This is a genomic window from Pseudocitrobacter vendiensis (assembly GCF_943590815.1).
In the GTDB taxonomy this organism is placed as follows: Bacteria; Pseudomonadota; Gammaproteobacteria; order Enterobacterales; family Enterobacteriaceae; genus Pseudocitrobacter; species Pseudocitrobacter vendiensis.
This window is the reverse complement of the sequence record NZ_CALSBS010000013.1, coordinates 104,511-124,734: the sequence shown is the minus strand read 5'-3', so window position 1 is coordinate 124,734 and position 20,224 is coordinate 104,511. Positions and strand designations below refer to the sequence as shown.

The window sequence follows — 20,224 nt, the reverse complement described above, 5'->3', positions numbered from 1 at the left end:
CTATTGAGATGGATCTTCACCAGGACGAGAAAAAGTGACTTTTCGTACACGAACAAGTAAGCAAGAATTCATGTTTTGATGTAAATGCCACAGTGCGGGAACTGAAAGATATGGGTGGAGGTTTGGCTATATTTCAGCAAGGTGCCGACTTAACGACACCCCAAAATTATTCAGAACTGCGGGAATTCCACGGCAAACTCAGATGTACCAGAAACGCCACTCTTTCCTGGTGTGACAGAATAAATACGTTCTTCACCCTGCCCCATATCAAAAATGATTGCCTTTGTCTCTCCTGGCGCAACGGTTACGCCAGCTACACTTACCGGGAAGTCAGCATCTTTCCGCACGGACAGCGTACCGTTTAACTGCCCAGTAATGACAGAACCATCCTTTCGGCGAAGTACGCTTGTCCGGATAAAAGCCAGTGGCTGGTTATCCGTGGTCTTTAGTGCAGCCGCAGTAGCAAGGGTACGTAGCCTGTCCAGAGTGATCATGTTTGCTGGTTGATAGAGGAAATTGAGCTTTTTCGAGGACCGGTTTCCAGAGGCATCGACTGCGTGAGCTTCAATTGTATAAATGCCATCCTCTTTTGCTATTACGGGAAAGATACGCGGGTACTCTGGCGTATAAACTCCTGAGCCCTGACTGGAATAAGCTAATGTCACCTGTTCACTGTTTGGTCCACCGCTCAACACCAGTGATTCAAGCGAGGCGTCACCTGAAGGGTCAGCTACACTAATTCTGAGGTTTTCTAGTCCCTTAACCAGTTTGCCTTCAGGATCATCATTCAGATACCGGTAGGAAATTAGAGGGGCAGTGGAGTCAATGGTAAGCAAATCATTTATCACGTAGTTTGCCGTGTTGCCCACAAGATCTCTTGCATAGGCGGACAGAACGGTATATTTGCCGTCCGGCAGATCAGCATAGGAAATGACCGCGTTTTTTGTTTTAAAATCACTCTCTGTCCATGTCCTGGCGGGTAGGTCAATCACATTCCCCGTTTCGGTTTTAAGCACCACGCCAAATTCTCGGGTATCCCATGCTCCTATTTGCCATCCATTTATCCGGTCATCATCAGTAACCGTCATGGTTACATTTTTATCCATACGGTTAATTTTTACGGCGTTAATAACCGGTGGGTTGTTATCCCAAATCACTACGAATGCCCCAGCCAGATTATCATAAATAGCAGTACCGTCTTTACCTGAGACCAGATGGATGTATTGCATCCCCTTATCGGAAGTAAAGGTATAATCCACGTTCATGGTACAACCAGTGCTTCCTACCGGGATAAGGCAGTACCAGTTACGGTTCGAATTAGCTGCAACCCGTTGTACATAGTTACGAGGTTCGGTAGTCACGCGTATTTGGGTAAATTTGGCAGTTCTTACATTCCCAGTAGCACTGCTCCATTTACCGGTATCACTACGAAAAATTTCTTTGCTTGTGACCTTTGGTGCAAGTTCCATGGTTGGGGAAGGAGTGAAAGATAACTCAGAGTGATGGTACCGACGAACGCCTCCCGCAAGTGTCTGGAATTCGTGATAAATATCACCGGTACTGGGGAAAACAAAATTGAACGAATAAATATTATATGTGCTGTCAGAACTTTGATAATTGGCATCTGCCCACCCAAAGCTTGTTTTATTAGCAGCAGTAAAGTTACTTTTATTCCTGAGTACCCGCAATGATATTGGATTACTGTAAACAGTTATCCCAGCTGAGTAGTTTTCCCAGGTATTTGTCCTGGTATTAAGCACCTGTAGAACAGAAGGAGGGTTGACCCGATCAATCACACTTTGTCTGCTTACTGATGCTTTATTTCCTGCCTTGTCATAAACATAAAGGCCCATACGGTATTCAGACTGAGAAGCTGGCGCCAGGGCTGGATCGCTCGCAGTAGTATTTTGGACGGTTACTGAATTATCGACCAGGTTAATTACAGCCCCTCTCTTTCGTTCAACGCCGTTCGAATCGACAAGAAAGTACTCAGCCCGGTCGAGACCAGAGCGACTGTCTGAAAGGCCTGAAAAGACGAGAGCCTGAACAGAGGCATACTGCATACCTGAAGGAACGCTGGTAAAGATGGCTTCGCTACCATATTGCCATCCATTTCGCGTATATCCAATTGTGCTAGTTTTAGGGGGAGTGCGGTCGATAGATATAACGTAGTCCCGGCGAGAAATTTCATTATTTTGGAGATCTGTGATCACTTCCCTCAGGGTGTAATTATCTTCACCAAACGCAGGGACACTTAACCTTTTTCCATAATAGTCATACCCGCTACTGGAGGTCATACGGTCATCAACCGTAACTTTGCTACTTTTCGTGCTCCACAAGCTTGCACCGTTGACATTAAGTAACGACAACTGGACGTACCGGTCTAAGCCGGAGATTACATCAGCCTCGAATGAGGTTGCTGGATTAATCCACTGCACAGATGGAACAACAATCTTTGGTTGATTCTGAGTGTCATTGAATCTTAACTCTGCAATCTCAGCTTGTGCCGTAAACGAAAAAGCTATGAGTGGTGCTAAAAGTATCGCCCTGCATTTCATGATTATCCTCCCCCAGTCAGGTATCAATAATACCAAGTGAGCAAGGCTAACTTTTCTGGGAAGGGGATATAAAAAACAAGAAAAAAAGAGTGAAATGTTCGCCAATAAAAGCAGGAATGCGAAGTGCTTAACATGCACTATTAATCACAGTTTATCTCATCCTGAGTAATAACCACTGCTCGGGCTCCCCGCTATCTTGTAGGGAGCCCATAAAGGGAGCAATCTGTACCAACTCCTTTAACAGGTTAGTTTTCAAACCAGGGCGAATCGGCAGCGTTGGCGGAGTCTTCACTTTGCGGTGACTCTCCCAGAAATTGCACTTCATGTACCGGTTTACTTTTCCCCAGGCTCTGCTGGAAATCATCCATCATAAATTCAACATCATTTTGGTCCTCTGGCAGGCCAGGTGAGATTTCAGACATGGTCTTTCCTTCAGTTAAAGGCATTCTACATACAGAACACGGACGGAGACGGCAGTGTTGTCAAACTCGTTATCGAAGGTGTCCATCCATTCAGCACGGTATCCCTCGCCCAGCAGGTTATCGATCCCCTGAAGGGATAGCGGCAGGACGGCCGCTAAACGCCCGCCGGAAACGAGATGAGACGCAGCGGCCAGTAGATGGAGTTTAGCCCGGTTGTCAGCAAAAGGTGGGTTCATCACCACGCAGTCGAATTTCTGATTTGGGTTCGCTGCTGACCATGCCAGAAAATCGGCCTCCGTTGTATCGTAACCTTTAGCTCGGGAGACCAGACAATTTAGTGTATCCAGTTCGATGCCGGTAACGTTGACGCTCTTAGGAAAACATTGCAGCAAATCCCCGTGCCCGATGCTTGGCTCTAGCAGTCGCTCCCCCTCCCCGGTCGCAATAATGGATGCGACGTATTCACTGAGTCGCAGCGATGAAGGGTAAAACTGGTGGGATACAATATCGGGCATGGCACCCATATGACCGATGAAGCGCATCACTTCGGTCGGGTCATAATCAAATGTCACATGGTAGCTAGTAATCCGGGCACCGAGGAACCGCAGAACCTCCGCGTTCACCTGCCGCGTTTTATCAGCGAACTCACCGGCATAACCGAGCGATGTCCAGCTGGACCATTCCTTTTCATTCCGAGTGAATTCCAGCTCTGCGAGCTGCATCCGTGAATGAAAATCGATGCAGCGTTTCAGTGCCGGGAACTCCTGCAACGTGGCTTTGTAATGGGCTAAGCGTTCAGTAGGCAGCGCCAGAGGGACAATGGCAGCAAGAATGTTGTTAAGCCGTTCTGCAATATCAGGATGTACATCAATGTGCATCGAACCATTCTTGTAAACCCGAAAACGAATACTGTTGCCATCCAGGCTGATCCAATTTCTGAACCCAGCATGACCAACCATATTCTCAACCATTTTTTTCGTGTCATAGACCGGTTTAACTGTTTCTCCCCGGAAATAAGAACAGATCACCCGCAGTTCCGACAGTGGCATGAGTCCTGATTCTTTGAATTCAACTTTAAGTTTTACCCACTTGTCTTTCACCCCTTCACAGACACCGACGGTGATCATGCGGGTTGAGAAACCAAAAGCTTTATTGGTTTTGTGGTGACGGCTTAATGATTGAAAAACGGCATAGACGCGCTCTTTAATGAACTGATGCCGGTCATTGAGCAATGTGACAACCGTGGCAACTACTGCGTCGAGTGTAAACTCAGGGATCTCTTGCGGAGGCCGGTGATACCGGTCAGCAGTAAATTGCTTGTCCCATTCGTTCTTTTTTTCGTCAGACATCACGGACAGCACATCGGTAAGGGCCATTACCCGCTTCCAGTACTCAGAACGAAGTGCATTTTCTGCGTACAGGGCATCTGTTTCTGAAATGAGATGGTTATAGCCCGAGAGGTAGGAATAGAGCTTCTGATTTCCGTATTTCATAAACTGAGTGGACATGGACCTCAGTAAACTAAGCTCTTCGTTATAGGATTCGACCTGGCTGGCAATGATGCCAAGCTCTTCCCGCATTTCGGGCAGAAAGTTATCCTCGTTAACACTGAGGCCAGTTAGGGGCATACAAGCGACCAGAGAGTTCCCTGGGGCGCCAATTTGGGGGAAATTAGATTCAACAGCAGACATAGTATCAGTCCTTTATGTAGGAATTATCTATTACCAGGATATCAACCTCGTTCAAAAAGCTAATAGGTTGGGCGACATAAAAATCTCGAAAGTTGCGCTGCGGGAGGTAGGACAGACAGATGTCGTTTTAATGAAGAGAAAGCGTGCCGGAGACAGGACAAAAAAAAGCCCCTACTTAGTAGGGGCAATGGGCGAGAGCCTGGGTGGCTCGTTCTTGAATATCGTACTTCTAATTATGTGCTACTCATAAGTTGAAATGCTTAATTCAAGCCTGTGCTGGTGGTGCTTCAGATTGTGGTTCTCCGCCAGTATTTGTGTTTTTCGCGGATTTGTAAGTCACTTTCTCCCCTTTCAATCGAGCTTGCCGATTTTCGACCCGGCGAAGCTGCTTGTTTTCTGCTTCAGTGATCTCACTTTGCAGGTTCTTGAGCATCTCCAGCATGCTTCGGTTCAACGTAAAGGAAATTTCTTCATCTTCGCTGGAGTCGGTCACTTCGGGAAGTTGGATATCACCGAGTTTCTGCAACAAACTCGTAGTGATGAGTTTGACCCCTTCTACGGCTTTTGTGGCGAGAACAGGTGGAACACGTGCCGGTTTAAAATCGGAAGGGACAACACGAATACTGCCACGTGGCGTCTTCTTAATCTTGATACCGCTTGAATCAGCTTTCTCAAGCTCGGCGATCATTTTTTCGATACGAGAGATGGCTTCCGTTTCACCGAACTCATCAATAAGGGATAGGACTGCAACATAGGAAATAGCATCGGCATGGATTAATTTTTTGATGTAGACAGAGCATCCGGTCAGACGAATGAGAGCAGCAATGGTTGTACTACTCTTGCCCTCACGTTCGGCAATACGATCAAGCGACCATCCGCCCAGCGCCTGAAGACGTCTGTAGGATTCACCCAGTGCCACTGGAGAAAGAGCCAGACCACGGTTCCCGTCAATTGTCGTCAGTTCGCAGCTGATCTCATCGGCTTTCATCTCGATGCAAAGAATGGTGAGGTCAGTATGTCCTTCTGCCTGAGCCATTAAAGCCGCTTTTAAACGGCAATGGCCCTGGCAAACGTACGGAATACCGTCTTTGATCAGAACGCGTATAGGGTCAACGTAATCACCCCGGATGAATGCACACTTGATGTTATTGAGATGATCTACGACTTCCGGCAGCTGGTAATATGCCTCCCCCATCCCCATCTCACGGGAGTTGAAGCCTGGCGAGATTTGAACCACTGAAGGGTTGATAGCCCAAGCTTTTTGTTCAGTGACTTCATTACAAAGGTCAGGGTTCGCGTCGCGGAACTGCTTCATGCCACTGACGAATCGGCCGGAACCTGTCACTGTTGAAAATGACACGAGGGGTGATTTAAAGACCCGTGAGTTAGTTTGCTGGGAATCAGTCATCAGATCACTCATAGATACTCCGTTGTATTCTTTTTTGCCATACCTTTCATCTGTGCGTGAATACTACCGGAAAAAAAAATCTCACTTTTTCGTTAAAAAGGTACTTTTGGGGTTTATTCCGAATTTCGCGAAGCAAAACGTTCTGATGCTCAGACCTAAAAGATTAAATAAACAATTAAAAACAAATGTTTATGCGAGCTAAGAAGGTAGTTAACTTTTTTGCCAAAAAGTGAAAAAAAATAAAAAAATGTGTCGGAATGAAAATTTCTTTCACAACACCCGCGATTTTCCCTGCTTAAACCTTGTTGGTTGTAATCCGGCTTTCGGTACCATAAGGGTGACATACCGATAATGCTTAAAGGAGAATACGCGTTGCGAAAACATACACCAATCATCAAATGGGCGGGGGGTAAAACCAAACTGATGCCATTCATCAGTCAGCATTTCCCACATGATCAGAGCCGTCGGTGGGTCGAACCATTTATCGGCGGGGGCGCTGTGTTCCTTAACATGTTTGCCACCGATGCACTCTTGGCAGACAGTAATCCGGATCTAATCAATCTGTACCGCAACATCCAGCGGAATAAATCGGCATTCATCAGAGAAGTGAATCTTCTGGCGGAAAGGGAATTTGATAAAGAGGATTACTTAAAGCTGAGGAACACGTTTAACAGCACCAGTTTGGATGATGCCCCGCTGCAACGAGCAGTCCTTTTCTACGCAATGAACCGACTCGGATATAACGGCCTGTGTCGTTACAATCTGAAACGTAAGTACTCAGTTCCGTGGGGGAATCGATCCAAGTTAACTCTGGACCCCCAGAAAGTCGATTATCTCTCATTCAGACTTTCTGGCGTTGAGCTGACAACCGCAGATTTTGGTCTGACGTTGGAGAGTGCTGGTGGTTGTGACCAAATTTATTGCGATCCGCCTTATGATAAAATCAGCAAAACCAGCTTTGTCAGTTATGACGGCATACCGTTCAATAAGAGCGCACATGTTAAACTGGCGGATATGCTGGTGGCAGCTCATCGTAAAGGGGCTTCAGTGGCCATATCCAACAGCTTGACTCCCTTTACGCTGGAGCTCTATGAAGAACGCGGTTTTGAAATTCATACTCTCAATGCTTACCGTTCTGTCGGCAGTCAATCAAAATCGCGAAAAAAGGAAAAAGAGATCCTGGCTGTCCTTCGTTAAGTGACAGTCAGTGGTTAGTCGATCGGGCTTATCCATTCCTCAAAGCTCAAAACTTCGGAATGGTCCCGACTGGCATAAGGAATAAACTGAAGCTCTTCGATGGACCGCTCCCCTCTCTTACCTTCACAAATAAACGATATAAGCCCCAGATCTGCAAGTTGGGTAAGAACATGCATGATTCGTACGTTCACCGTCTGCAACTGAAGAGCGTTAGCAATATCGGTAATTTTATGGGAATGGCGCCGAGACTTTCGCAAATATTCAAAAATGACAAGTTGGGTATTACGTCTCTTCAATAACTTCTCGGTCATAAATTCCTGAATTAACCCCCCAAGTAACACCAAGATCGGCCGCAGCACACCAGGGAACATCAAAGTATAAGACTGTGATGTTTTGATCAGTGTAAAGGACGTCAGAAAGCTAAAGTTCAGGCGCTTCTTTGAATACGGGATATATACGGCCAATGTAGTCGACAAGTGAGTAAGTAATTCTTCCAGATGATCCAATGTGATCATTGCTGTTTTATCGGTATTACGCAGACCGTGATAATCAATAAATGCCACTCTGGCACGACTCAGCCATTCATGTATGTTAATGGATACAGTGAACGGAGCATTTTCATCGACAACGTTGGCGGCATGATCAGCGAGCTGGTTGTGGATTAGCATAGACAGCTGGTAAAACGGAAACCGGCAGGATGGATGACACTGTAGTCCCGTTAGGGTAAGTTTTGTAGTACTCGAGCCATTTAGCGGAAAAGTAACTTTCCGGGATATAATTTTTGCTGACGCTCTTGCTGACTTGCAGATGAACCCAAGTCCAAGATCATTTTGCATACATCACTCCGTTTTAACAAAATCGCCTTAACCTGAATGTTAAGGAGAATAAAATTAAATATATAATTAATAAGATTATCATTTTTAATTTAAAAGATTAGTTAATAACGGGTGTTGAATTTAAAGAAATAGGCATATTTTTCGGAGTTTAAAACCGGGTAAAAACCCGATGCGTGAGCAACAAATTTGACGTGAGTGAGTCGGCACGACAGTGCAGAAAGCCTGTGGCTAATGAATAAACACCCTGTATTTGGGAGTTCTGTTCACTACGCACTAGGCTTTGTGGTTAATTTAAACACCGTCAGTAATGCGTAGGGCACAGAGTCAAAATAGTGGATCTTTCTCACCCTTCCGGAAAGATGATAGCTATGCCCCAATAAAACATGATCCTGCACATTACCTGTTAATGCGAATCCATCATTCTGCTTTTTGCCTGTAAAAGTAAAAAAGTAGCTGTGGGAGCCTTTTGAAAAAGCAGCTCGCACTTCTGTAAAAATGATATCAATACTCACTACATCACCAATGCTGAAAGAATGCTCAACAGGTACATCAGCGTTTTCTGGCAAATCTTTAGAAACGGGTTGGTAAGTTGAGTAGAAAGATTCTAACTGACGAACTGTTAAAAAGAGATTGTTGTTTAACTGCTGTGAAATGCTTACTGCAAACTTAGAATTATCGGCTTGTAACAATGCCAGGTGCCCGCTGTGCCTACGTTTCCAAGCGTCTAGATCGGGATTGCAGCGAAATTCCGGGATAGTTTCAAGAAATTCGATGCCCTCTTTCAGTACCAGTTTTTCCTCTGTGGCCGGTGACGTTTTGCTTCCATTACATGTCACGCAGACGGCGTTTGCGATTTCTCCTGTCCCTCCGCAGGCAAAGCATTCACGTGTGATCATGGCATAATAGTGCCCATCGTTACCGTGGAAAGGCTTTACGACCGCTGGCAATAAATAACCATCGTGAGTAAAAAAAATTGAATGTTTCATTTTTTAAGGTTCTCCAGACGTCCCTCCACGATAAGTAAAGCGTCAGTCACTTTCTGTACATACTGATCATGTCCTTCTTCAAAATGATCAAAGCGCTTACCAGCGTTGATCTCAACAATGTTACGGTCGAGCGAGGCTTTCGCAATAAGTAAATCGTTAAAAGTATTAATGACGGTAAAATGTACAATCTTGTCCATAAATTATCCTCAGCTATCTACTCATTTGTCAAAAGGTCACGAATTTCGTTCAGTTCTGTAACCTTAGATTTTGGAATGATGATTGCAGTATTTTCATCATTTAGAAGACTTAATACAAGTTGAAGTTTTGCTTCATCTAAAGTGATCTTTACACTTTCATTTGTTTTTGTGATTAAAGTGTTACTGACGTTCATAAATAAATTAGAATGCTGTCCGTCTAAAATTAATTCTGTCAGTTTATTATTGTCTGACATTGTTGACCCTACATTATCAATCAAACCAATAAATTCATTTTTTAACCGTTCAGTTTTTTTATGTGAAAGACGTTTAATACCTAACGAACTGCGAGTGATAGACTTTGTTTTAATGTCTTTAGGGTTAATATGTACAGGAGGTTTTTCCTGTTCTTCGAGTGGCTCACTGTTTGTTGCTGTTTCAACGGTTGTTGGTTTCGATAAATCAAGTACGCCAGAAGATGGCACTAAAAAAGAACAGGACTCCAAGTGTGCAAGGACTTTTGCATGATCATTGGAATACTTCAACATGATTTCAATCGCGAGTGTTTTTTTAATAAGGTTTAGGCTGATTAAACGTTGCAGTTCTAAAGGCATATCAAGGATTTTAAGCTGATTGCGAATCGCTGTGCCAGACCGCTGATAGCGCATAGCAAGGGATTCAACGGTAGAGCCAAGCTTCAGGGTCTCTGCGAGTGCGTAAGCTAGTGCAACGGGATTGAGACTGTTATTCCTGTTCCCATCAAGGTTCTCTAGGTATTCTTCGATTTTATCCTTGTAGTGCATAAGTACGACTGAAAAGAGCTGGATGTCAGCTCCTTCCGCGAGAGCAAGCAATAATGCTCTGTAACGACAATGCCCTTGCCGGACAACGTACTTGGAGTCCTTCTTTACTACCTTAATTAAATCAACACGTCGCCCCTCTTTATAGGCTTGCTTGAGAGAAATAATTGCCGATTTTACTGGCTCCTGTTCGTAACAAAGATCACCGATTACCGCTTCCCGTGGATTAAATCCAGGCTCGATAATAAGATCTTTTGGGCTGATTTCAATAATCTGATAGTCGCAATGATTCATATAAGCACCTTTTTTTATTACATGATACATTAATGCTCTCAGATTCAAACAACTCTGAAGGCATAAAAAACAAAATTTCTTTTAGTGGTTAGGTATCTTACTAATTCAAAAATAGGCTGTTTTAAAAATTAAATTAAAAAGAAAATCTGAATAGTTTGAATTTATCTTTCTTAATAACTTCATGCTAACTGATATTTTTCCCGGCTGCATTCTATACAGGGTTTGTATCCAATCCTAAATTTGTAGGGCCAGAGCTCTTTCTCAGAGGGAATTTATCCCCGTTTTCCACAAGATAGATCAATTCTTTAGATCAATAGAGATCAATAGAGAACAATAAAGATCACGACCATTGTAACGTGATGATTTTTAAAAGAAATAGCAATGATCCGGCATTCAGGTGCATGCGAAAAGCATTTGATCGAATAAGAAAAGCATTTACTTGAATTGAAAAGGCATTTAGTTTAATGCGTGAAAAGCATTTGGACGAATAATCTATTCACAGCTAAATGTAGAAAGGGAAAAACATGGTGGGTAAGTTTAAATGAGTGATAACAATGAGTTAGCACATCCGTTTGATGTGACCAACACGGATACAGGGAGGACTTATCAACTGAGTCCAAACTCTTCGAAATCGGTCCAACCCATTGCTTTACTGCGCTTAAGTGTTTTTACCCCGGTGGGAACTAAAGAGAAGCGATTCAGAAATTTTGAGGTTGATGCTTCTGATGAGTTGTCGAGCATGGAACTGGCCCGGTCAGAAGGATACGATGACATCCGGATCACTGGCCTTAAGCTTTCGATGTCCACGGACTTCAAGTGTTGGCTTGGGTGCATTATGGCGTTCAGTAAATATGGATTCGCCTCCGAGAAAATAACATTGTCGTTCAATGAGTTTGCAAAAATGTGTGGTATCAGTTCTACAAATATCAACAAGCGAACCCGTTCACGATTTCAGGAAGCGCTGGCAAACCTCGCGTCCGTTGTTATTTCTTTCCGTGATTCTAAAACTGAACGCTTCACTGTCACACACCTTGTGCAGAAAGCTATGATTGACCCTAAGAAGGACACAGTAGAGCTCGTGGGTGATCCCTCGATGTGGGAGCTTTACCGGTATGATCATAAAACCCTATTAAGCTTACAGGTACTGTCGGTTCTCGCCAAAAAAGAAGCTGCACAGAGCCTGTACATCTATTTTGAGGCAATGCCTGCCGGAACGTTATTCGTTAACATGAAGCGTTTGCGTGAGCGGCTTCTTTTGACGACTCCAGTACGTACTCAAAACCAGATCATCAGAAAGGCTATGCTGGAGTTAAAATCAATAGGATACCTTGAATATCAAGAGGTTAAGAAAGGTAGAGATATTCAGTTCCAGATTTTTAAGAGAAGTCCAAAGCTTGCTCTGGCAAAACAAAGCTGATCCTCTGGTTCAGTTCGCAGAAAAGTAACTTTGGATGTAATGAGGCGTACGGGCATTCATCCAAATGCTTTTTTGGACGCCTCTGCTGATATGAATACCCTTCCCTGCTTCCCTGCTTCCCTGCTTCCCTGCTTCCCTGCTTCCCTGCTTCCTTTCTTACTTTTGCTTAAGCACCCTGGGAATTTTGAGCATTCGATCGAATGCTTTATTTAACTAATTTTCACTGAGTTAGATAACGAATACTAAGCAATTGATTTTGAATGATTTAATCAGAAGTCATTCATCCAGATGCCTTTAGATAAAACTACCCATCAACGTTTGTGCATAGTGGCTATACGTGAAAAATCCCTGTCCTTCTCATGTCACACTGAGATTTGCACAGAAAATTAAAGCCTGTAATTGTCTGGGACATGATTAGAACAGAGGCGTTTTGATAAATATCCAGTTCAAAACAGAGGTCCCATAAGTAAACATAACCTCATGAAAATAAAAGCAAATCGTTTAAAAATCCCATAGTGGTGGTGAAAAGCATTTGCTTCAATGGGGGGAGAAAAGTGACCTTTGTGAAAAGCACTTGCTTCAATGGCGACAGAAAAGTGCCTTTTGTATAAAAGCATTTGCTTGAATGAGTTTGTGTAAGGTGCCTACGTTGGAAACCCCTGGCATGAATGAGGCGGGAAGATGCCTTTAGCTGAAAAGCATTTGCATGAATGGGACAGTAAAAAGGTGCCTTTAGCTGAAAGCATTTGCATGAATGGGGCCGCAAACGGTGGCATTGGTCGAAAAGCATTTGCATGAATGGTGCAGCAAACGGGGCATTGGTCGAAAAGCATTTGCATGAATGGGATAGTAAAAGGTGCTTTTGGTTGACAGGCATTTGCATGAATGGCGCCGTAACGGTGTCTTTGACCGGAAAGCATTTGGATGAATCGACCTGAAAAGGTGCCTTTGGACTGAAAGTACCTCTCTTAATGGGATTCGATAGCTGAATTTCACCAAAAAGCATTTACATGAATGGAATAGTAAAAGTTGCCCTTGGTCGAAAAGCAACTGCATGAATGAGCCCGGAAAAGGTTCCTTTGGTCGAAAAGCATTTGCATGAATGGGTTTCGGATATGTGTCTTTGCTACAAAGGCATTTGCATGAATGAGGCTGGAAAAGGCGCATTGTTTGAAAAGCATTTGCATGAATGGGGCGACACACAGGATGTGGCTGAAAAGCACTTGTATCAATGGGAAAAGTGACTTTTTTAGAATGACATCCTTACACAGAGCTTTCTCAAATATCGGACTGGATGGTTATCACAAAAATGGTGAAGAGATAGACGATGAACTTCTTCCCTATAAAGAAAAAATAACCTGCCTCACCTTCTTCAATCCGATATACACACGGTATTCACATGTGACATTCATAGGCTAAAAAAACACCAGGCGCAATTAAGGGAAAAAAAGGGTGGTTAACAGAAAAATGAAAGAAAAATAAAAAGTATTATGCAAATGCGTTTACGTGAACTCAAATCAACACGGAGTAATTATGGAACTGACATTGAATACTAACGTTGAAAGAGAACAAACTAACGCTTTTGCATTTCTGAAGTCTAAACATGCAAAAGTGCCTTTGTTTATTCTCCTGTTTTTAGCAAGTTGCGGTTTAGCGTACGCGGGTTCCGACGACGGAGCCTTCGGCGATATCTGGGCCTACATGAGCGAAGCATTAACTGGTGCGCCGGGTAAAATCATCGCTTGCGGCATGTTGTTCTCCGTAGCTTATTTCGGCGTTGTAAAACCTAACCTTGGTTTGGCGCTGGTTTCAGCATTAATGATGCTGATTATGGCAAACGGTGAAAAAATTATCAGCACGTTCCTGGATGCTGGTATCCCGCTGTGATTTGTTAGAACAATAACGATGAGGGGGATATTCCCCCTCTCTGGAGTTTTTATGACAAGTCAGTACGAGGTACCTCCACATACCTATCGTTTCCCTTACAGAATTAATATGCCTTTGTTGATTCTATTCTGGGATGCAAAGCAATTGGGTATAACATTCGTGACTATCGCGAGTGGTAATATTTTTGATTTCTTTATAACTTCTGTAGTTGTTGCGGTTGTGTTTTGGTTTGCATATAAAAAAGCAGCTGAAGAAGGAGTTAGAGGAAAACTCAAACACAAACTGTGGTGGTTCGGCTTGTTTCCAGGGAAATCAGTGTTTAGTAGTCGTTACTTTACCGATCCATTTATCAGAAACCTCTATTCTTGATGGAGCTAAGAATGAAACTTCTCAGCAAGCTTAAAATTCCATTCATTAAAAGTGCCAGTAATGGCGATTTTGATAAAAAGGACGAGACTTCGCAAAATGGAGGCGAAGACTCAAAAGGACGCTTTCGGGATTCTAAAGCTCGCTTTAGTAAAGAGATTGAAGCTTCTGAAATTGGAATTACTTATAGTGCATTGATTAAACGTGACGAAAAACTCTTACGTGTGAATTCAATTGCTATATTAGTCATCGCAGTTTTAGTGGTAAAAAATCAATTTCTTACCGATCCTGTGACTATTGTGCTTCCGCCTAATATGACGGAAGAAGTTAAAGTTGTGGGAAATAAAGCCTCAGAGTCATATAAAACTCAATGGGCCTTATTCTTCAGTACTTTAATTGGGAACATAAACCCAACAAACATAGGCTTTGTAACAACAACCATATTGGATGCGCTTTCTCCGGATTTACAGGCGAAAACCCGTGAGTCATTACAGCAGCAGACCAATATTATGCAAGCTCGTGGTGTTGAACAGTCATTTAAACCGATCGATATGTATTATGACACCAAAAATGACATGGTCTATGTCTGGGGAACGAAATCAACGCGTTTGATTAATGTTCCGGACAAAACAGAATCATCAAAATGGACGTTTGAATGGGTGCTGGGTATGAAAAACGGACGACCACGCATAGCCTATGTAAATCAGTATTCTGGTACACCAAATATTAAGAAAATTACAATCAACGGCAAAGAACAACTGGCAACACTCGATAATCCCCCGCCGTCTACAGGTAACTAATTATGACTTCTAAAAAGGGCTTTCGCTGTCACGCGATTACAGCAATGATCTTGCTGGCAACTTCGAATGTAGTCTTTGCTGAAGACTATCAGTTACCGGCGACAGTAAATAACCCGGTTGTTATGCCTGTCGGGGCAGATGAATTTCAGAATGGTGTGAAAAATGCGATTATTAAAGAATCTGGCACCGGCCCCGCGCCTGAGACGTCACAAGCAACAAAACCGACCACTGAACTACCAAGTCTTTCACCTGCAAGTAGTGCCTCCCCAGCTGTCAATGAGATAACTGGCGCATTGTCAAAAAACCCTACGCTTGTCGGTTATCAGCAACAGGTTAAATCCGGAAATTTTGATAGTTACGGAAGACCGGCAGGGAAAGAGCCTCAACAAAATGCACAAAGCACCGGGGCCCCTTCAAAAGCAGATGAGTTATATGTAGAGGCTCGTAATCGCTACAAAGAAGTGCAGCGAGTAAACGTCCCACCGGGTGGGAATATTGTACTGCCAGTTTCACGGGGTCTGCAAAACAGAATTTCAACTTCATTTAAAAACGCATCTGTAAGTACTTCAACGCCAGGTGATGAAGCCAGTATTTTCGTTAACGGCGGCGATGTATTTATTTCAACAAACACGGATAAGCCAATTGGAATAATGCTTTCAGAAGATTCAGTGCCTGAATCGACTTATAACCTGACACTGGTTCCACTGGATGTTCCTGGTGCAATGATTTCGGTCACAACTTCTTTGAGCCCGACAATGCAGGCGAAACGTGAGACATCTTTGGATAAACATAATTATGATGAGATGCTGGCACGATCCCAGTCAGAAGAGTTGGCACCATCTGACCCTCGTCAGGATGACCATAAACAGCGGATCATTGATTTACTGACTCCGGTTGCGCTAGGTGAGGTTCCTTCTGGTTTTAGTTTACAAGAAGACCGCTTGTCACGTATACCGAGCTCAGAGCAGTCTCCGTGTAATTTCAATATGTATTCAAAGTTAGGGCAAAGACTTGTGGGATCTAGGGAATTGATAGATGTCATTCTTGTTAAAAATGACAAGCCTTACGGACAAGTTGTCGCTGATCAGCAATGTATAACTGAAGGAGTAATTGCAAGTGCTTTGTTCGATAAAGCATTTCTTCAGCCTGGAGAGGAAACCGAGCTTTACATTGTGCGGGATAAATTATTTAAAGAGCGCCAGACTCGTGTAACCACACGACCAAGCCTGATTAAAAGATAAAATGAGAAAAGCTACTTTTCTTACAGGGGTCTCATTTGGACTAGTCGTTTTTTTGGGTACCAGTTATTACTACCAAACTGAGTACATTCCAAAAGGAACAGTGAATATAGTTCCCGATGACCACCGACCGGGTGAGACAGTTGACGATGCGTTTGAAGAACATACGATAATTATAAGCGACCCTACCCTTGCGCAAAAATTCGTTGGAAGCTCAACCGAGTTTGAAAGTCGGCGCGGAGTTAAGGAAATTAAAGAAGTTGGTTCGCTTAATAATGGTAAGGATTTTGCCCCTGTTGAATCCGATAATTCAGGATTGAATTTTAAAGATAAATGGCCCAGGGCGGGTGAACCTTATATCGTGCCTCAGATGACAGAAAACGAACGAAATTTGAAAGTTAAGCGCTTCCAGCAACCAAAGAGTGGAGTTAATAATGGACATTAAAAATGCCTGGGAAAATAAAACTGTCAGAATCTCAGTAATTGGTGCTGCGTTGATTGTATTGATTATCGTTATTAGTCAATCAATTTTTTCCACTCCGGTTAAAAAAGAGAAGAAAACCCAGAAAAAAGATATGCAAACTGGGTTCCTGATTGATGATTCACAAATGACTAAGCTGAGTAACGAGGAAAGCCAGAAGACTTATAACGAAATGGTCAGGCAGAACCGCATTGATCAGAATGCGGCAAAGGCAGATCGTGATAAAGCTGAAAAGGCCCAGCAAGAAAGCAAAGTACAGATTGCCAACCTTGCTTCACAAGTCCAGCAGCTCTCGACGCAGTTGACTGACATGCAGACCTCACGAAACGGTAATCGTAATCTCGACGCAGGTGGGTCACGCAAAAACGTCAATGAGCAGGCCCCAGCAACGCCATACCAGCTAAATCCAAATGCTGCGGTGAATGGGGCTAGTTCCGGATACGCTCCGATCACACCGACCCGAAATAGCCCAATGCGGACTATCACGCAGAGTTCAATTAAGACAAATGGTTCTGATGGTGTCATTCAGGTTATGCCGATATCCGAAAGCCGGATAAGAGAGGGGCGTGAGGTCGTTGCTGGCGGTGACAAAGCCCCGACACGAACTATTCGCGGCGACGGGACCGCTCCTGTAGACAGTAAAGCTCGGCATGCGGCACGTAAAGACGAAATGTTTCTCCCAGCGACGTCAATTATCACAGGGGTGCTAATTAATGGTCTGGAAGCCCCAACGAGTCTGTCGTCTAAAGCTGAACCCATGCCAGTCACTATGCGTATTAAAAAAGACATCATCATGCCAAACAATTTCACGATGGATTTGCGGGATTGTAATTTGTTGGGTTCAGCTGTGGGTGATCTGGCGTCACAGCGAGCATACATTCGGGCAACATCAATATCTTGTGTGAACTCGAAAGGAAAAGCTTTCGACGTCAAACTGGAAGCATACGCAGTTAGTGAAAATGACGGGAAAAATGGTATTCGTGGAAATCTGATAAGTAGAAATGGAAATGCGATCGCAGGTTCTGCTTTTGCAGGAGGCCTGTCAGCACTGGCTGGTAGTCTGAGCCCATCTAAGGTGTCTTCGTTAAATATCGATCCTAACTCAACGGCTGAATACCAATCGCCGAACATCGGGGCATTAGGAGCGTTGGCCGGAGCCGGAGCAGCTCAGGGCGGTCTAAACCGTCTTGTGGACTACTACACATCAATTGCTGAGCAGCAGTGGCCAATAGTCGAAGTTAGCCCAGGGCGCCCAATTACGTTTATCGTTCAATCAGGCGCAACAATACCTACAAACCTGACGAGTCGCTGAGGTTAATTATGGAAAATAACATTGAACCAGGAACAAAAAGTGATTCTGCTGAAAACGTGAAGCTTGAGGCGGCTAAACCTGTTGGGGGTATACGTACAACCAAAAAAGTAACTTTGGAAATAGATATCGAGAAAACCCTCAAGTATTTGATGCTAGCTGGCCTAGCTGTGCTTTTCGTGATCTATGGATACAAGGGGGCGAGTTTTGTTTATGAAAGCGTCAAAGCAATGTCGAATCCGTCCTACCAAATTGCAGTACTTGATATGCAAACTTTAAGGAAAGAATTTAATAAGCAGAATCCTGAGCCGGATTTGGTACAGTCTAAAAACAACTTTGAAAATTACTTTAAAGCATTAATGAAAGTTTACCGTTCTCGTGGCTATTTGGTTATTGATGCATCATTAGCAGTAACAATTCCAGATAATGTTCAAATAGTCTCTTATATCGACCTTGGTGGAAGTTTTGGTGAGGTACAATCTCTACAAGGCGAAACAAAAGAAAGTGAGATACGATAATTGAAAAAGTTACTTTTATCTCTGCTGGTCTCTATGATCACAGTGTGTCCACCCCTTACAAATGCTGCTGAAAATGTATTAAACAACACTGATGCAGCTGCATTAATGGAAAAAGCAAAAGAAGGTGGAGTGTCCACGAAACCTTTAGAGGGCGTACTGGCGAAAATGCAAAGCTATAAGCCTAAAGATGTTATTTACATCCCGACTGGAGGTCTTTATCTGTTCCAGGATGAACGTTCGCAGTTGATGGCTGTGACCACTGATGGACGTTATACAATAACGGGTGGTAGCGTCATGGACATTCTTCAGAGAAAGTCAGTCTTATCCGTAGAAGATGTACGAAAATCCTACTTTATTAATTTAGACGACGCCCCCTTTCCTCTTGATACTGTGGCATTGATCCCTTTAGGAAACCCAAAACTAAAAAGACAAGCCGCTATTTTTATCACGCTTGATTGTGATGGTTGCCAAGATTTAATAAAAAAATTCTATGACGAAAGAGAAAAATACCGGGTTGACATCATTTTAATCCCCTCCCCCGGTGAGCCAAAGCAAGAATTACGTCAACTATGGTGCAGTAAAGAAAAAGGCAAAGTGAATGACCTTGATATCTTGCGTTGGCTTATGGGAAATAAGACCGATATAGAACAAAGGCTCCTGACAAAAAAAGAGGCAGAAACATGTCCGGCTGAGCCATTGGTAGGATCTCTGATGCTGGCAGGTATTTATAAATTACAGGGCGTACCTTCAGTTGTGAGACAAGACGGACTTGCCGGTAATGGCATACCGAAAGATTTTGATTCATGGTTAAAACAAAGTGTCGAACCCTTACTCAAAAACCCATTTGCTACTAATTAAGGTAATGAAATGAACATTAAAAAAGTTATTTTCAGCGCTCTGGTTGTTGGTTCATCTTCATACCTAGCGGGTTGTACTATCGGCAGCTCAGAATCAGAATGTCCGGGAATTGAAAAAGGGGTCGTTTGTAAAGGCCCTCGTGAAGTTATGGAACTAACGAATAACCGTGATGATCTTTCCGGCCTTGCGGAGGAAGAAGCTAATTCGGGAAAGGAGAAATCGGCTGTCAATGACAGCCAGTACCCTGCCCAAATTTCGCCGCCTGGCGCTGTGCAATACCCTAAGTCTGCCGTCTTGGTAAATAAGCCTGTGACATACAAGACGACGCAAATTAAACCTGCTGGCCAAGTCCCCGTTATGTACGATGAGACATTAAAAATGGGCGCGCCAACATCAACAATCGGGCCACGGCCGATAAGCGGCGTTCCAGTTAATTCTAATGTAAGGATGACAACGAGCTACAGCTCAACAGGTGCATCCGGTAACCCTTTTATCCATCCGACTGCTGATGTCATGAAGCAAACAACACAGGTTGTATCTCCGGCACCTGTACCGCGCTACGTTGCGCCAAATTCCGATATCAGTGCTAGTAAAGACCTTTACTCCGTTAATAATGGACAGCCTGTAAACCCTACGCTCAGCTCTGGCCAGATCCAGCAATACCGTACACAAGGGTATAAACAGGCTGTGGTAGCTCCAGAACCGCTTGCTGTACTTCAGCAAGGCCGCGTCATGAGAATCACCTTTGCACCATACACGGACGATAATGACGCTTTAAACCTGCCTGGCTTTGTCTATGTGAATGTCAAACCCCAAACTTGGATTGCGGGTAAAAATTCGACATCAAATCCGGCGCGAATAGTTCCTTTGCAAGTTCAGGATGCCGCTCGTGAAAATATGCAACAGCAACAGCGAGCAACGAAAGCAGTTTCGTCTAACGGTATTATCAGACAACTCTGAGGTC

General features: G+C 43.7%; 20 protein-coding genes. 12 read left to right on the top strand and 8 right to left on the bottom strand.

Annotated elements, in window-relative coordinates; all coding sequences use genetic code 11:
• Positions 1-170: 170 nt before the first annotated feature.
• The 4 genes from NMC31_RS14940 to NMC31_RS14925 form a co-directional block, all read right to left on the bottom strand.
• Positions 171-2,558 carry an Ig-like domain-containing protein gene (locus NMC31_RS14940; RefSeq protein ID WP_022652144.1) on the bottom strand — a complete coding sequence of 796 codons (2,388 nt, stop codon included), beginning with the start codon at positions 2,556-2,558 and terminating at the stop codon, positions 171-173.
• A 245-nt stretch (positions 2,559-2,803) separates the two neighbouring features.
• Positions 2,804-2,980 carry a hypothetical protein gene (locus NMC31_RS14935; RefSeq protein WP_022652145.1) on the bottom strand — a complete coding sequence of 59 codons (177 nt, stop codon included), beginning with the start codon at positions 2,978-2,980 and terminating at the stop codon, positions 2,804-2,806.
• A gap of 14 nt (positions 2,981-2,994) precedes the next feature.
• Positions 2,995-4,671 (bottom strand): DUF4942 domain-containing protein, encoded by a 1,677-nt coding sequence (locus tag NMC31_RS14930; RefSeq protein WP_015063091.1) that lies wholly within the window; start codon positions 4,669-4,671, stop codon positions 2,995-2,997.
• A gap of 265 nt (positions 4,672-4,936) precedes the next feature.
• Complete coding sequence (locus tag NMC31_RS14925; RefSeq protein WP_022652146.1) at positions 4,937-6,091, bottom strand: ParB/RepB/Spo0J family partition protein; 1,155 nt, start codon at positions 6,089-6,091, stop codon at positions 4,937-4,939.
• A 339-nt stretch (positions 6,092-6,430) separates the two neighbouring features.
• Here NMC31_RS14925 and NMC31_RS14920 point away from each other — a divergent pair, with 339 nt between their 5' ends.
• The gene (locus tag NMC31_RS14920; protein ID WP_015063093.1) at positions 6,431-7,276 is read left to right on the top strand and encodes a DNA adenine methylase; all 846 of its coding nucleotides are present in this window, start codon (positions 6,431-6,433) and stop codon (positions 7,274-7,276) included.
• Positions 7,277-7,290: 14 nt separating this feature from the next.
• Here the strand turns inward: NMC31_RS14920 and NMC31_RS14915 are convergent, their stop codons facing one another.
• The 4 genes from NMC31_RS14915 to NMC31_RS14900 all read right to left on the bottom strand — a co-directional run bounded on the left by NMC31_RS14915 (position 7,291) and on the right by NMC31_RS14900 (position 10,386).
• Positions 7,291-8,112 (bottom strand): hypothetical protein, encoded by an 822-nt coding sequence (locus NMC31_RS14915; RefSeq protein ID WP_015063094.1) that lies wholly within the window; start codon positions 8,110-8,112, stop codon positions 7,291-7,293.
• Positions 8,113-8,378: 266 nt separating this feature from the next.
• Positions 8,379-9,098 carry a DnaJ-like cysteine-rich domain-containing protein gene (locus NMC31_RS14910; protein WP_015063095.1) on the bottom strand — a complete coding sequence of 240 codons (720 nt, stop codon included), beginning with the start codon at positions 9,096-9,098 and terminating at the stop codon, positions 8,379-8,381.
• Positions 9,095-9,295 (bottom strand): hypothetical protein, encoded by a 201-nt coding sequence (locus tag NMC31_RS14905; RefSeq protein WP_022652148.1) that lies wholly within the window; start codon positions 9,293-9,295, stop codon positions 9,095-9,097. Before NMC31_RS14905 ends, NMC31_RS14910 begins: the two co-directional genes overlap by 4 nt.
• A 17-nt stretch (positions 9,296-9,312) precedes the next feature.
• Positions 9,313-10,386 carry a hypothetical protein gene (locus NMC31_RS14900; RefSeq protein WP_022652149.1) on the bottom strand — a complete coding sequence of 358 codons (1,074 nt, stop codon included), beginning with the start codon at positions 10,384-10,386 and terminating at the stop codon, positions 9,313-9,315.
• 541 nt (positions 10,387-10,927) lie between these two features.
• Between NMC31_RS14900 and NMC31_RS14895 the strand changes: the two genes are divergently transcribed.
• From NMC31_RS14895 to NMC31_RS14845, 11 genes are all read left to right on the top strand, one after another.
• Positions 10,928-11,803 carry a RepB family plasmid replication initiator protein gene (locus tag NMC31_RS14895; RefSeq protein WP_015063098.1) on the top strand — a complete coding sequence of 292 codons (876 nt, stop codon included), beginning with the start codon at positions 10,928-10,930 and terminating at the stop codon, positions 11,801-11,803.
• A 1,058-nt stretch (positions 11,804-12,861) separates the two neighbouring features.
• Positions 12,862-13,047: a hypothetical protein gene (locus NMC31_RS14890; RefSeq protein ID WP_032610388.1), complete on the top strand. Its 186-nt coding sequence runs from the start codon at positions 12,862-12,864 to the stop codon at positions 13,045-13,047.
• A gap of 289 nt (positions 13,048-13,336) precedes the next feature.
• Complete coding sequence (locus NMC31_RS14885; RefSeq protein WP_015063100.1) at positions 13,337-13,690, top strand: hypothetical protein; 354 nt, start codon at positions 13,337-13,339, stop codon at positions 13,688-13,690.
• Between the two features lie 51 nt (positions 13,691-13,741).
• The gene (locus NMC31_RS14880; RefSeq protein ID WP_022652151.1) at positions 13,742-14,059 is read left to right on the top strand and encodes a type IV conjugative transfer system protein TraL; all 318 of its coding nucleotides are present in this window, start codon (positions 13,742-13,744) and stop codon (positions 14,057-14,059) included.
• An 11-nt stretch (positions 14,060-14,070) separates the two neighbouring features.
• Positions 14,071-14,856, top strand: a complete 786-nt coding sequence (locus tag NMC31_RS14875) for a TraE/TraK family type IV conjugative transfer system protein (RefSeq protein ID WP_022652152.1) — start codon at positions 14,071-14,073, stop codon at positions 14,854-14,856.
• Positions 14,857-14,858: 2 nt separating this feature from the next.
• Positions 14,859-16,097 carry a TraK domain-containing protein gene (locus tag NMC31_RS14870; RefSeq protein ID WP_015063103.1) on the top strand — a complete coding sequence of 413 codons (1,239 nt, stop codon included), beginning with the start codon at positions 14,859-14,861 and terminating at the stop codon, positions 16,095-16,097.
• A gap of 1 nt (position 16,098) precedes the next feature.
• Positions 16,099-16,539 carry a plasmid transfer protein HtdO gene (htdO, locus tag NMC31_RS14865; protein ID WP_015063104.1) on the top strand — a complete coding sequence of 147 codons (441 nt, stop codon included), beginning with the start codon at positions 16,099-16,101 and terminating at the stop codon, positions 16,537-16,539.
• On the top strand, positions 16,529-17,887 hold the full coding sequence (gene trhB / locus NMC31_RS14860) for an IncHI-type conjugal transfer protein TrhB (protein WP_022652153.1): 1,359 nt from the start codon (positions 16,529-16,531) through the stop codon (positions 17,885-17,887). The genes htdO and trhB overlap by 11 nt, the downstream gene beginning before the upstream one ends.
• Before the next feature lie 8 nt (positions 17,888-17,895).
• Positions 17,896-18,402: a hypothetical protein gene (locus NMC31_RS14855; protein WP_015063106.1), complete on the top strand. Its 507-nt coding sequence runs from the start codon at positions 17,896-17,898 to the stop codon at positions 18,400-18,402.
• Between the two features lie 105 nt (positions 18,403-18,507).
• Entirely contained in the window at positions 18,508-19,260 is a 753-nt protein-coding gene (htdT, locus tag NMC31_RS14850) for a protein-disulfide isomerase HtdT (RefSeq protein WP_185757620.1), read from the top strand.
• Positions 19,261-19,269: 9 nt separating this feature from the next.
• Positions 19,270-20,220 carry a TraV family lipoprotein gene (locus NMC31_RS14845; protein WP_015063108.1) on the top strand — a complete coding sequence of 317 codons (951 nt, stop codon included), beginning with the start codon at positions 19,270-19,272 and terminating at the stop codon, positions 20,218-20,220.
• Positions 20,221-20,224 lie beyond the last annotated feature (4 nt).